This window comes from Bradyrhizobium manausense, from assembly GCF_018129685.1.
Lineage (GTDB): Bacteria > Pseudomonadota > Alphaproteobacteria > Rhizobiales > Xanthobacteraceae > Bradyrhizobium > Bradyrhizobium manausense_D.
On sequence record NZ_JAFCLG010000034.1, the window covers coordinates 1 to 12,573 of the forward strand.

Sequence of the window (12,573 nt, forward strand, 5' to 3'; positions counted from 1 at the left end):
ATCGTCATCGCGCTTTAGGTTGTTGTTTGAGCATGATCTTTTCGGAAAACCGCTGCACACTTTTCCGGATCATGCTCCGAAAAGAAAAGACCCGTCCGGGGGGACAACCGGACGGGTCGAGCCATATGGGCGCTTGGGGTGGATGGGCGCTCGCGCCTAATATGACTGATGGGGAGGGATGACCGCTCCCACATCATTTGGTCGTGGCAGCGGGCTGAACGTTCAACGCGGGAGTTCGAATTCTTAACCTTTTGCCGCCGCGCGAAGTTGTCGCAGGCGCTATCGCGCCGCCGGCCTATCCGCCTGAGAAATCGTGGATTTATCGCCCGCACTCGACAGCGAGGGCTGCTCGATCGCGCGGATGCCGGGGTCATCGCGACGCTTCTCCGCATCTTCACGTTTAGTTGTACCGGACGCCGCCGCCACAGGCGTCGTACTATCGGCCGGAACGGCCATCACCGCCGCAAACGCGTCGGCCTCGCCATCGCCATAGAGATCGTCACGCCCGGGTGAACCGAGATCGCGCGCGGTCTTCGTCAGCGTCATGCGAAGCGCTTCCGGCTTCAGGGTGTAATTGCGCTCGAGCAGCAGCGCCGCGACGCCGGAGACATAAGCCGCCGAGAACGAGGTGCCCGACGTCATCTGGTATTTGCCATCAGGCGCCGGCAGGAAGATGTCGACGCCAGGCGCGGCCAGCGCGATGTAATTGCCGCGGTTGGAGGCGGTGAACAGCCTGTCCTGCTGGTCGGTCGCGCTCACGGCAATCACATTGGGATTGGCGGCGGGATAGAGCGGTGGCGACTTCGCACCGGCGTTGCCGGCGGCCGCGATCAGCACCAAGCCGCGCTCGGCGCTCGCTGCGATCGCTCGCTCGATCACCGCGTCCTTCGGACCGGCGAAGCTCATATTGACGATCTGGGCGCCATGCTCGGCAGCGTAGTTGAGCGAGCGCAGGATGATGTAGGACGAGCTCTCCGCACCGCCGGTGGTGCCGCCGAAGGCCCTGATGGCGATGATGCGCGCTTCGGGCGCGCTGCCCATCAGCTTGGCATGGGCCACGATGGCGCCCGCTACGCCGGTGCCATGGATGTGAGGCCCCTCGCTGCTGCCGAGCGCATCGAAATTGTCGGCAACGGAATTGGCGAGTTCGGGATGTTTTGCATCGATGCCGGAATCGATCACCGCAACCGTGACATTGGCGCCGTGCACCAGCGTGTGTGCCTGCGGCAGGCGCAACTTTGACAGCGCGTATTGAGCGGGATCGCCTTCAGTCGGGACCGCCGGCTTCTGATCCTGGAGCACGTAGCGGAAGTTCGGCTGAAGCGAGCGCACGGTGCCGTCGGCGGCAAGCTCGCGCCGCACCGTCTCATAGGGTCGGCCGTCGGTGATCCGGAACAGGCCGACCGTGGCCCCGATCAGAGGGAAATTCTCCGAAGAGACACGCGTCAAGCCGTGGCGGCGAGCAAGCTCGTCGGCTTCGGTCACGGACAGCGCTGCGTCGATTTCGGCCACGAATTCGTTGGCGAAGGTGCGCGCGTTCAAGGCAACCGGCGTGCTGTCGCCCCGCCCCTTGCCGGCGCTCTTCTTTGCCGATTTGCCGGAGCCGTCGCCGCCGCCGTTCGGCTGCGTCAGGCACTCGCCATCGGCGTCGCGATAGGGGGCGGTGCAGGCCGGATAGAGGTTCGGCGAGTAGTGCGCATAAGGCAGCACCGTCGTCGGCGCCAGCCGCGCCGAGATCCGTGCGGTCGTCCCCACACGGGGACCGCGGTCGACGCTCATCGCCCTGGCGGCGATGCCTGGAGAGATCGTTGGCGTGCGCGAGGGAAGGCTGATGGTCGGCGTGCGCATGATCGCCTGGGCGTGCGCCACCTCGATACCGAGACAGGCGGCGAGCAGGAGCGAGGCTCCGACCGACGAAGCATAGGCTCTTGCGCGTAACTTACTCTCGGACTTGCGCATCATTGGTGCAGAGGCGCCTTCAGGGCGCCGCCACGGCGAGGTTGACAAACTTCTCACGCTGCATCCTGGCGAGCAGCGCAGTCAGCTCGTCCTGGCTCATCGCCTTGTCGAACTGCAGGCGGAACATGCCGCCCTTGGCATCGCCGATGATCGAGGCCTGGTAGCCGTCGAGCAGCGCGGTGATGTCGGCGACGCGCGCCTCGGGCGTGAAGCGTACCAGCGCCCGCGACGGCGTAACCGCGCCAAGCTCGCGCGTGACCGGCGCGCCGGTCGAAAGCGATGCGGTCTGGAAGGTCGCAGGCTGGGTCTTCATCAAGACGGCGCCGATGATGCCGGCCTGGAGCAGCAGCGCGATTGCACCGAGGCTCGCCGACCAGGCCAGTGTGCGCGGCGACAGGCTGGAGAAGAAGGTGGCGATGCGCGCCGACAGCGGCAGCGAGCCGGTCGCCCGCGCGGGCTCAGCGTCGATCGCAGCGAACAGCTTCTGCATGGCGCGCGCCGACGGTGCACCCAGGCTCTCGTTGAGATGGATGGTCTCTTCGTATTCGCCGCGGATCGCCGCATATTGCCTGGCGAGTTCCGGATCGCTGGCGAGCGCTTCCTCGACGCGGCGGGCATCGCGCGCGTTCAGCGTGCCGGCGGCATGCCACGGCAGCAGCAACTCGATCTCACCGGGCTCTTGCTTCAGCATCTTCTTGCTCAAAGCCATCATGGCCAGCCTCGCTCAATGCCGGCTGCCTTCAGCAGTTCGGCCAATTTCTTGCGCGCATAGAACAAGCGCGTCTTCACGGTGTTCTCCGGGATTCCGACGATTTCGGCCACTTCCTCCACGGACTTCTCGTGGTAGTAGACGAGGTCGACGATTTCCCGATGGTCTGGCGAGAGGCCCGTCAAGCACTCCCGCAACGCTTCACTAGTATCCTTCTTCTGCACCACCGTTTCGGGATCGTCGGATGAATCCTCGATCGCGTTGGCGGCTTCGTCGTCCAACTCAAAGTCCTTTCTGCGCCGGAGCGCGGACAGGGCCTTGAATCGGGTGATTGCCAAAAGCCAGGTGGAAACGGCGGATCGGCCTTCGAACTTGCCGGCCTGACGCCAAACGTCCAGAAATACCTCGCTGATGAGGTCTTCCGCCGTCTGCTCGTCCCGCACGAGCCTGAGCCCGAACCTGTAAACCCGGACATGGTGCCGCCCGTACAGCACCTGCATGGCGAGCCGGTCACCTTGGGCGATCCTGGCGATGAGGACCTCGTCCGTAGCCGCCTGTGTCACGCTCAAAGCCCGTCTCGCAAGATTGGTCGGGCCGATGTGGGGGACGGTTCGACGGTAGGGGTGAAATTCTTCAACTTACCGCACTCATACGGGGGTCTGTGTGATCTACCACACATACGGGCCATTTCCTTGTCCCACCCGCGGTGATCGGCCATTCGGCAACAGGACGGTAGCATAATACGGAAACACTCTCTTGCAGTCTCGCGGTAAGCAAGCGCCGACGGGTCGATCCAGTGCGTCTATCACACGGCCTTGTGCACCATATGTCGCACGAGGCCGGATTTGGTCCGCGATATCGCCTGCGATGCCTAACTGACGGAAAAATTCCACGCCGCTCGAGGCCCTCACCCGCGCCGCGTCCCCCCGGATTCGGTTCCAAAGGATACCAAACCTAAAGGCTTGCGACGTAGATTTTTTCGGCTGACATCCACCATTGGCGGGACCATGAGCACGGCCGCGACGTCCTTTCCGGGGAGGAATGCCGCAGAGGTCGCGGATCTCGTCCTCACGCCCGAGGCCGCCACGCCCGAAGTGCTGGCACGCCGAACCCGGCAGCGCCGACAGATGTATGTCGGCCAAGTCGCCAGCTATTCGCTCGGCGCCTTCGTGCTCCTGCTCTACGGCTATGACGGCGTCGTCCATGCCAACGTGCCGTCTCTGTTCTGGGTCGGCGGCCTCATGATCATTGGCATCTTCGTCGTGATGTCGGAGGCCGGCGTCGCCGACCGGCACAACGACCACTACCTCACCGTCTTCCAGATCTCGGCGCATATGGCGCTGCAATTCGTGTTTCTGGTGTCGGTACCGACGATCGGGATCGCCTTCATCAGCGTGCTGTTCCTGATCTTTGCCTTCGGCACGCTGCGCATGACCTCGACCCAGGCGATACTGACCTGGACGCTTGCGACCGTCGCGCTCGCGGCCGTATTCCTCGGCTCGGACCTGCCGATCGGGATGCCGGTTGCGACGCGGCTGCAGCGCACCGCCTCGATGCTCTGTTTCGTGCTGGTCATCGGCCAATGCGCCTTCCTCGGCCTGTTCGGCGCCACACTGCGCAAGGTGCTTTACCGGCGCAGCATCGAGCTGAAGGATGCCTATCGACGCATCGAGGAGCTCGCCGAGCTCGACGAACTGACCGGCTCCTATAACCGCCGCTGCATCATGCGACTACTCGACGCGGAGATCGAAAAGTCGCGGCAGTCGGGTACGCCCTGCGCCATCGCGCTGATGGATCTCGACTGGTTCAAGCGCATCAACGACGCGCACGGCCATCCAGTCGGCGACGAGGTGCTGCGGACCTTCGCCATCACCATCTTCGCCAACATCCGACCCGATGACCGTTTCGGACGCTATGGCGGCGAGGAATTTCTGCTGCTGCTGCCTGGCACCGCAAGCGAGGCCGCCTCGCGCATGCTCGATCGGCTGCGCAGCATCGTCGCCGAGCTCGACTGGAGCGCATTCTCGCCCGGCATGCGCGTTACGATTTCCGCCGGCGTCGTGACGCTGCGCGATGCTGATACCGCCGACACATTTCTCGCGCGCGCCGACAGCGCGCTCTATTCCGCCAAGGCGCAAGGGCGCAACCGCATTGCAACGAGCTGACCAATCCGTTTACAGCCGGGGCGTGAGCGAACGCCACCGGACCGAACGCTCCAGGACTGGACTATGAGATCAGAAACCGTCAAGTCATCCGAGAATCTCCTCGAGGAATTGCAGTCGGCACTCGCGCATGGCACCGTCGCGCGCCGGGTCGAGGCGCTGCGCCGCGTCACCGATCTCTTCATCAACAACGTCGTGGACTATTCCGACGATCACGTCCGGGTGTTCGACGACGTCTTTCAGTGCCTGATAGAGCAGATCGAGACCTCGGCGAAAGCGCTGCTCGCCGACCGCCTCGCGCCGGTCCCCGCTGCGCCGCCGCTGATCATCCGCACGCTTGCGCTCGACGATATCATCGAGATCGCCGGTCCCGTGTTGTCGAAATCGGAGCGGCTCGACGAGACGACCCTGATCGAGATTGCCCGCAGCAAGAGCCAGGCCCACCTCAAGGCGATCTCGCTGCGGCGGGCGCTGTCGGAGGCGCTGACCGACGTGCTGGTCACGCGCGGCAATGAAGACGTGGTGCAGTCGACCGTCAGCAATCCGGGCGCGAAGCTGTCCGAGGACAGCCTCACCGATCTCGTCACCCGCGCCGAGCGCGACGACGACCTTGCCACCTGCATCGGGCTGCGGCCCGACCTGCCGCGCCATCACTATCTGAAGCTCATCGCCAAGGCCTCCCTCAACGTGCGCAGGAAACTGGAGGCTGCCCATCCCGAACTCGCCGACGAAGTGTCGAGCGCGGTGCAGGAAGCGGCGCAACGGGTCCGTGCCGCCGCCATGACCCGGCAGACCGAGATGGCGCGCGCGCTCGTGAAGTCACTCTACGAGGATGGCCGCCTCACCGAGCTCCAGGTCGCGACGTTCGCCGAGCAAGGCAAGTTCGACGAAGCCAATGCCGGGCTTGCGGCCCTCGCCGGCGTTTCGGTCGAGACCGCCGAGAACATGATGATCGAGAGCCGCACCGAAGGCCTGATGATCCTCGCCAAGGTCGCCGGCATGCAATGGACGAGCGTGCGCGCGATCATTGCGATGCGCGAAAAGCTCTCGGGCGGCTCGCAGACCGATATGCTGTCGCTGCGCGATGCCTACGAGGCCCTGCGCAGCTCCACTGCGCAGCAGGTATTGCGCTTCCATCGCATGCAGAACGCGACGTCGGCTGCTTGAACCGGCCACGGCTGCGGTCGGTTCAAGCCTCCGGCGATACGCCCTAGTAGCGCAGTACTCTCGAGCCCACTGCCGCACCGATCGCGGTCACGACCGCAGTCGCGATCGTGTACCAGGTCGCGACGAACAGCGGCGAGTCATCGGTGCAATGCGAGGCGTAGAGCGTGGCGGCGAGCCCGGCCGACAGCAGGCCGGCGAGCGCGCCGGCCAGCGCGGGCCGCGACGGCGCACCATGGCGCAGGCCGAACAATGCGCCCGCGAGCAGCGGCAGCGACATCGCAGGGATCGACAACATGCACCACCGCGAATTCTTGCCGACGAGCCGCATCGTCATCGGCATGGCCGGCGCCATCATCGCCTCGCTGCCGATCGCAACGGCAAGCAGTCCGACGGGCAGCAGCAGGAGCCAGCCCCAGCCGCGCATCAGGGCCTCGGGCCGCGACAGATGCAGGCTGATGACGATCGCGGGGATCGCAAGCGACAGCGTGACGGCGAATTTCGTGTCGAAGAACGGGTTATGCATCGCGGTCATCACGTCCGGCCGCACGCCCAGGAAGGTCGCGAAAATCAGGATCGAGAACGGTGCTGCGACCAGGAGGCCCATGGTCAGCAGGCCGCCTACGCGCGGGGCGCGGTGGGCGTTGTCGGCTGCGAGCGTGCGAATGAGTTGATCGGTGTCCATATCTAGTGGTCCCGTAGTTTGGCCGTCAGGGCCGCAAGCCCCCGGTGCAGCGCGACCCGCACCGCACCTTCGCTCATCGAAAACTTCGTCGCCGTGTCCTTGATCGAGGCGCTGTCGACCGCGATCGACTGCAACACGTCGCGCTGGCGCTGCGGCAGCGTGTTGAGCTGCGCCGTGACCTCGCCGGCCGAAGCCGTCTCCTGCAGCGCCTCGCCGGGCAGCGTCTCGGCGAAATCGTCGATGTTGACGAAGATGCGGCGGCCGCGCCGCCGCAGCGCATCGATCAGCTTGTTGCGCGCGATCGCGAACAGCCAGGGGGCGAAAGGCGCTTCGCTATCCCAGGTGTGCCGCTTCAGATGCACCGCCAACAAAATCTCCTGCACGATATCCTCAGCCTGATCGGGAGGCTGCCCGGCACGCGCCAAGCCGCGCCTCGCAGCAGCGCGCAACACCGGCGTGACCGCCCTCAACAGCCGATGATACGCCGCATCATCGCCTGCCATGGCCGACCGCATCAGGTCGGTCCATTCGTCTTCACGTCCGCGCACGCGCGCCCCTCACCATTGCAATTCGGCCGCTCTTTCAATTTGTTACACCGCAGGCACCGCAATCACGAATTCGTGATCTACGCCGGACCCTGCCCCGAAGCAGCCGCAGAAACCCCGTCAGGGCTCATAACACCGATCGGTTCCTGGCGCATCCGGCCGGTCGGTCGGTCCGGCCGGTTTGCCCCGTTTTTGCCCGGTGTGGCCCGAAGATTCCCATATTTTGCCCCGCTGTCGTCATGCAGCAGGGTCTCTGTTCGCTCCCGGGATGGGCGAATTGGGGAGATCGTCAACATGATGAAAGCCAGCGGGCACGCGGTCATGGTCGTTCTGGCCGGATTGTTGCTGCTATCGGGAGCCTCTGCGCAGGCCGCGCCGAGCGCTGCCGCAAGCACGAGCGCAGGCAAACAGGCCGATGCGGTCACGCCGGGCAAGCCGCGGCACCATGCCTCTCGCCGCCACGCCGGCAGCAAGACGGCGCAGAAATCCGGCAACAAAACGGACAAGACCAGCGCGGACGCGACGCCGCAGGCTGACGAGGCCAAGGCGGACAACAACGCGCAGGCCTCGAGCCAGATGCCGGCGGCAGTTGCCAACGCCAATGCGCAGCTCGCCGCCGCTGACACCCCGCCCGCGGCCGCGGCCTCCGCCATGACGGGCCGGGCCAACGACAATGTGCAGGCTGCCGCCGACAACAATCCGGCTCCCAATGCCGAGAACCAGGTGGTCGCGCCCGACCAGCTCAACGACATCGACCGCGCCTTGCAACCGGACAATCCGCCAGTCCAGAAAACGCTGGTCGCAGCGACCGACGCGCAACCCCGTCCGGCGCCGGTGATGGCGAGCAGCCAGCCGAACTCGGCCTGGGAGCAGAGCTCCCTGATCGGCAAGATCTTCATCGGCGTCGGTACGCTGCTGACGCTGGCCTCGGCCGCGCGCATGTTCATGGCCTGATGACCCGGGATGCGCTGAGCGAGCGCGTTCCAGCCCCTTGAAGGCATCCGCGCCAGCGGGCACATTGCCCGCTCAATCAAAAGCGTGGGTGGAGCATGAGCACGTTCGAACACATCATCGTCGAGAGCATTGGAGCGGTCGGAATCATCAAGCTGAACCGGCCGAAGATGCTCAACGCGCTCTCCTTCGGCGTCTTTCGCGAGATTGCCGCGGCCGTGGACGATCTCGAGGCCGATGACGCCATCGGCTGCATCGTCGTGACCGGCAGCGAGAAGGCCTTTGCCGCCGGTGCCGACATCAAGGAGATGCAGCCGAAGGGCTTCATCGACATGTTCTCCGAGGATTTTGCTGCGATCGGTGGCGACCGCGTCGCCCGCTGCCGCAAGCCGACCATCGCCGCTGTCGCGGGCTATGCACTTGGCGGCGGCTGCGAGCTCGCCATGATGTGCGATTTCATCATCGCCGCCGACACCGCCAAATTCGGCCAGCCCGAGATCACGCTCGGCACCATCCCCGGGATCGGCGGCACCCAGCGTCTCACGCGCGCGATCGGCAAGTCCAAGGCGATGGATCTCTGCCTCACCGGCCGCATGATGGATGCGGCTGAGGCAGAGCGCTCAGGCCTCGTCAGCCGCATCGTACCCGCAGAGAAGCTGATGGACGAGACAATGGCGGCGGCCGAGAAAATCGCCTCGATGTCGCGCCCCGCCGTCGCCATGGCCAAGGAAGCAGTCAACCGCGCCTTCGAGACCACGCTGGCCGAGGGCATGAGCGTCGAGCGCAATCTGTTCCACTCGACCTTCGCACTCGAAGATCGCTCCGAGGGCATGGCCGCCTTCATCGAGAAGCGCAAGCCGGTGAACAAGAACCGGTAAGGGCTAACCGGCGCGGCTCCGCGCCAGGGCCGCGCTGACGAGCGCACGGTAGAAGCGCTCCGGCCAGGTCTTAGGGCGATCAAGACCGAGGCGTGCAAGACACGCCTCGTCAGCCGCGTCAGGCGTTCGCACCAATCCCTGCCACAGCAGGCCCACCAGCGCGCGCGATGAATGTTGCGCGCCTTGCAGGATCTCCAGCGCCGGAATGAGGCGCAGCTCCACTTCGGTGAAATCGCAGCCGAACGGGAACGACGGCAACAGCCCGGCTTCGCGTGCGGGCTTGAGCGCCGCCGCGATCCTTTCGGGGTGATTGTCGCGGTACACCGCCGGGATCTCGTGGTCTCGCGGCAACTTGCCGGCATCCTTCGCTAACCGCGAGAGCTCATCCTGAAAGCGGGAGTCCGCGATGGCCAGCATACCGGCGATGACATCGGCGTCGGACTTTCCGCGCAGATCGGCAACGCCGTATTCGGTGACGAAGACATCGCGCAGATGCCGCGGGATGGTCTCGTGTCCGTAGCGCCAGAGAACGTTGGATTTCAGCGCACCGCCGGACTGCCGCGTCGCTTCCAGCGTCAGGACCGACCGTGCCCCCCGGAGCGCGAAGGCTTGTGCCACGAAATTGTACTGCCCACCGACCCCGCTCACGACCTGGCCGTCGTCGAGACCATCGGATACGGCCGCGCCGAGCAACGTCGCCATCATCGTGTTGTTGATGAAGCGTGCATCGACGCGGGCGCGGCGCTTCTGGTCCTCCTCGCCGTAGAGCTCGTTGGTGAACGAGACCGGCATCATCTGAATGCGCGCGATCTGGTCCAAAGGCATCTCGCGCAACGCGCGATAGAAAGACTTCGGTCCGAGAAAGAAGGCACCGTGCAACACCACGCCATCGATGGCGCGCTTGAGAATGCCGGCATCGATCAGGCCGATGAAAGCCTCCGTCACCATCTCGCTGACGCCGTAAAGGCCGGTGTCGAAGGCGTGGGCCTCCCACGCGACATCCGGTCGCGACGGCGACAGCCGCGCGACGACGTCGTGGAACGCGGCGCTGTCGCGATGGCGCAGGATCAGGCCCTGCGCGAGCGCATCGCCGATTTGCCCGATGCCGACCTGAAGCGTGCCGCCGTCGCGCACGAGGGACGCCGCGTTCAGGCCGATGGCGTATTTGGTATCGGAGATCGGCTCCGACGGCGGCGCGAACAGCGGGAAATCAGTCGCAGCACTGTCCAGCACCGCGCTGAATTCCTCAGCCGGAAGATCGCCCTCGCCCGGCATGAACGGCAGCTCGGAGTTCACCTGCGCGATCAGCTTGAACGAGGCGCGTCCGGCCTGACGCTCGCGCAGAACATCCAGCGTCGTGTCGGTGTTGCAGGACAGGCTGTAGCGCGGCACGCCGCGTGTGACGCGCTTGGCCACCAGCTGCGTCACCACGTTCATTCCGTGCGCCAGCAGATAACTCGCCGCATGGGTATAGTTGGCCGAGATGTAGTTCTGCTGCGCGGCCGGTACGTGCAGCCAGCGTCCGGCCAGAAAGAAGAATTCGACGACATTGATATTCGGCGGGAGCCGCTTCTCACGCAGCCCATCCGCATAGGCCAGATCGGGATACCCACCGAACAGGCGGTCGATCACGGGTGTGATGAACCGGCGTTCGATCAGGGCTTTCGGCCTCGGCTTTTCCAATGTCAGCGCCGACAGCAGTGTCAGCTTGATGTCAGGATCGGCGCATGCGCGGGCATAGAGGGCGTTGACCACATGATTGGCCTTGCCGAGGCCCAGCGGCAGACCGACCACCAGATCGGTTCCAACGTCGCGAATGATCTCGTCGGCAAGCGGATCGGGATCGGAGAAGAATTTCGGCATCATCCGTGGGGTCCGGACCGCATTGCAGGGCGCCGACGGAATTGGAAGGCACCACCAGGTCCCTATAGCGGATTCGAGACGAGATCGGTGTGTGACGCACCTGCAACAAGCACGGAATACATGGGGGTTTTCCCCGCGGCAGTTTGCCTGCGGGACCCGTGCTGGGTAAACAGTTAAGAGAGCCGCCGTCGGCGGGGGCGGACAGCCGGGGTTTTGCGGGATCACATGATTGGGCGTGCCGCCAGAGCTGGTCGCGTGATGACGCGGCATCGATCGGGCGCGAGTCCTGTCCTGGCGACATGGGCTGCGTTGGCGCTGTGCTGCGCCCTGCCTGCTGCGGCCTCTGCGGAAGCCCTGCCCGAGGCGCTGGTCAAGGCCTACCAGACCAATCCGCAGCTCAATGCCGAGCGCGCAAGGCAGCGCGCCACCGATGAGAACGTGCCGCAGGCGCTGGCCGGCTACCGGCCGCAGATCGTGGCAAGCCTGAGCGCCGGCATGCAGGCGGTGCGCAACCTGCTTCCTGATAACACCATCCAGACCGCGACACTGAAGCCCTGGACCATTGGAGTCACGGTGTCGCAGACCCTGTTCAACGGCTTCCGCACTGCCAACAGCGTGCGGGTCGCGGAACTCCAGGTCCAATCCGGCCGCGAGGCACTGCGCAATGTCGGCCAGGGCGTGCTGCTTGACGCGGTCACCGCTTACACCAACGTACTGGCGAACCAATCGCTGGTCGAGGCCCAGCGCTCCAACGTCGCCTTCCTGCGCGAGACGCTGTCGATCACCCAGCGCCGGCTCAACGCTGGCGACGTCACACCGACCGATACCGCCCAGGCCGAGGCGCGCCTCAATCGCGGTCTTGCCGATCTCAATGCGGCCGAGGTCGCGCTCGCGGTGAGCCAGGCGACTTATTCCCAGGTGATCGGCAATGCGCCTTCCGCACTTCGTCCCGCCGAAGTGGTCGATCGCTATCTACCGAAGAGCCGCGAGGATTCCATCACCATGGCGATCCGCGAACATCCGGCGGTGATGGCAGCCGGCTTCGACGTCGACGTCGCCTCGACCAATATCCGCGTCGCCGAGGGCGCGCTGCTGCCGAGCGCCAGCCTGCAGGGCAGCGTCAGCCGCAGCCGCGACAGCGACCAGACGCTCGGCACCTTCGGCACCGACCAGGCCTCGATCGTCGCCAACGTCACCGCGCCGATTTATGACGGCGGCCAGGCCGCCTCGCAGACAAGGCAGGCCAAGGAAGTCTCGGCGCAGAGCCGCCTCGTGCTCGATCAGGTCCGTAACCAGGCGCGCACGGCGGCCATCAGTGCCTGGGTCGCCAATGAAGGCGCCAAGATCGCGGTCTCAGCCTCCGAATCCGAGGTGAAGGCCGCAACCGTCGCGCTCCAGGGCGTGCAGCGCGAGGCCGCCGGCGGACAGCGCACCACGGTCGACGTGCTGAACTCGCAGGCCGATCTGATCCAGGCCAGGGCCCGCCTGATCGGCGCTCTGCGCGACCGTGTCATCGCCTCCTACACGCTGCTGAGCGCCGTCGGCCATCTCGACGTCAAGACGCTGAGCCTGAACACGCCTGATTATCTGCCTGAAGTGCACTACCAGCAGGTCCGCGACGCCTGGCACGGCCTGCGCACGCCGTCGGGGCAGTAAT

The 12,573-nt window shown here is 65.3% G+C and carries 11 protein-coding genes; 5 read left to right on the forward strand and 6 right to left on the reverse strand.

The features are described 5' to 3' along the window. Positions 1–279 precede the first annotated feature (279 nt). Genes JQ621_RS33940 through JQ621_RS33950 form a run of 3 tightly spaced genes read right to left on the reverse strand, consistent with a single transcriptional unit; the run spans position 280 to position 3,237 of the window. A complete protein-coding gene (locus JQ621_RS33940) occupies positions 280–1,962 on the reverse strand; it encodes a S8 family serine peptidase (protein ID WP_212241439.1) in 1,683 nt (560 codons plus the stop codon). A gap of 16 nt (positions 1,963–1,978) precedes the next feature. After that, positions 1,979–2,671: a hypothetical protein gene (locus JQ621_RS33945; protein ID WP_212241440.1), complete on the reverse strand. Its 693-nt coding sequence runs from the start codon at positions 2,669–2,671 to the stop codon at positions 1,979–1,981. After that, positions 2,668–3,237, reverse strand: a complete 570-nt coding sequence (locus tag JQ621_RS33950) for a sigma-70 family RNA polymerase sigma factor (RefSeq protein ID WP_164938793.1) — start codon at positions 3,235–3,237, stop codon at positions 2,668–2,670. Before JQ621_RS33950 ends, JQ621_RS33945 begins: the two co-directional genes overlap by 4 nt. A gap of 438 nt (positions 3,238–3,675) precedes the next feature. Between JQ621_RS33950 and JQ621_RS33955 the strand changes: the two genes are divergently transcribed. Beyond that, positions 3,676–4,833 carry a GGDEF domain-containing protein gene (locus JQ621_RS33955; RefSeq protein ID WP_212241442.1) on the forward strand — a complete coding sequence of 386 codons (1,158 nt, stop codon included), beginning with the start codon at positions 3,676–3,678 and terminating at the stop codon, positions 4,831–4,833. 63 nt (positions 4,834–4,896) lie between these two features. After that, a complete protein-coding gene (locus tag JQ621_RS33960) occupies positions 4,897–5,997 on the forward strand; it encodes a DUF2336 domain-containing protein (protein ID WP_212241444.1) in 1,101 nt (366 codons plus the stop codon). Between the two features lie 43 nt (positions 5,998–6,040). Here the strand turns inward: JQ621_RS33960 and JQ621_RS33965 are convergent, their stop codons facing one another. Then, on the reverse strand, positions 6,041–6,679 hold the full coding sequence (locus JQ621_RS33965) for an NrsF family protein (RefSeq protein WP_212241445.1): 639 nt from the start codon (positions 6,677–6,679) through the stop codon (positions 6,041–6,043). Positions 6,680–6,681: 2 nt separating this feature from the next. Further along, entirely contained in the window at positions 6,682–7,227 is a 546-nt protein-coding gene (locus JQ621_RS33970; RefSeq protein WP_212241446.1) for a sigma-70 family RNA polymerase sigma factor, read from the reverse strand. Between the two features lie 291 nt (positions 7,228–7,518). Between JQ621_RS33970 and JQ621_RS33975 the strand changes: the two genes are divergently transcribed. Further along, entirely contained in the window at positions 7,519–8,178 is a 660-nt protein-coding gene (locus JQ621_RS33975; RefSeq protein ID WP_212241447.1) for a hypothetical protein, read from the forward strand. Positions 8,179–8,273: 95 nt separating this feature from the next. Then, entirely contained in the window at positions 8,274–9,053 is a 780-nt protein-coding gene (locus tag JQ621_RS33980) for an enoyl-CoA hydratase (RefSeq protein ID WP_212241448.1), read from the forward strand. A gap of 3 nt (positions 9,054–9,056) precedes the next feature. On the opposite strand, the gene JQ621_RS33985 is transcribed toward JQ621_RS33980, so the two are convergent. Beyond that, positions 9,057–10,916, reverse strand: a complete 1,860-nt coding sequence (locus JQ621_RS33985) for an acetyl-CoA hydrolase/transferase C-terminal domain-containing protein (RefSeq protein WP_212241467.1) — start codon at positions 10,914–10,916, stop codon at positions 9,057–9,059. Positions 10,917–11,174: 258 nt separating this feature from the next. On the opposite strand from JQ621_RS33985, the gene JQ621_RS33990 reads away from it, so the two are divergent. Continuing rightward, positions 11,175–12,572, forward strand: coding sequence for a TolC family outer membrane protein (locus JQ621_RS33990; protein WP_212241449.1), 1,398 nt, complete (start codon positions 11,175–11,177; stop codon positions 12,570–12,572). Position 12,573 lies beyond the last annotated feature (1 nt).

Coding starts and splice junctions, on each gene's coding strand:
- JQ621_RS33955 (WP_212241442.1), top strand. CDS start 3,676: ATGAGCACGGCCGCGACGTCCTTTCCGGGGAGGAATGCCGCAGAGGTC.
- JQ621_RS33960 (WP_212241444.1), top strand. CDS start 4,897: ATGAGATCAGAAACCGTCAAGTCATCCGAGAATCTCCTCGAGGAATTG.
- JQ621_RS33975 (WP_212241447.1), top strand. CDS start 7,519: ATGATGAAAGCCAGCGGGCACGCGGTCATGGTCGTTCTGGCCGGATTG.
- JQ621_RS33990 (WP_212241449.1), top strand. CDS start 11,175: ATGACGCGGCATCGATCGGGCGCGAGTCCTGTCCTGGCGACATGGGCT.
- JQ621_RS33980 (WP_212241448.1), top strand. CDS start 8,274: ATGAGCACGTTCGAACACATCATCGTCGAGAGCATTGGAGCGGTCGGA.
- JQ621_RS33965 (WP_212241445.1), bottom strand. CDS start 6,679: ATGGACACCGATCAACTCATTCGCACGCTCGCAGCCGACAACGCCCAC.
- JQ621_RS33985 (WP_212241467.1), bottom strand. CDS start 10,916: ATGCCGAAATTCTTCTCCGATCCCGATCCGCTTGCCGACGAGATCATT.
- JQ621_RS33940 (WP_212241439.1), bottom strand. CDS start 1,962: ATGATGCGCAAGTCCGAGAGTAAGTTACGCGCAAGAGCCTATGCTTCG.
- JQ621_RS33945 (WP_212241440.1), bottom strand. CDS start 2,671: ATGATGGCTTTGAGCAAGAAGATGCTGAAGCAAGAGCCCGGTGAGATC.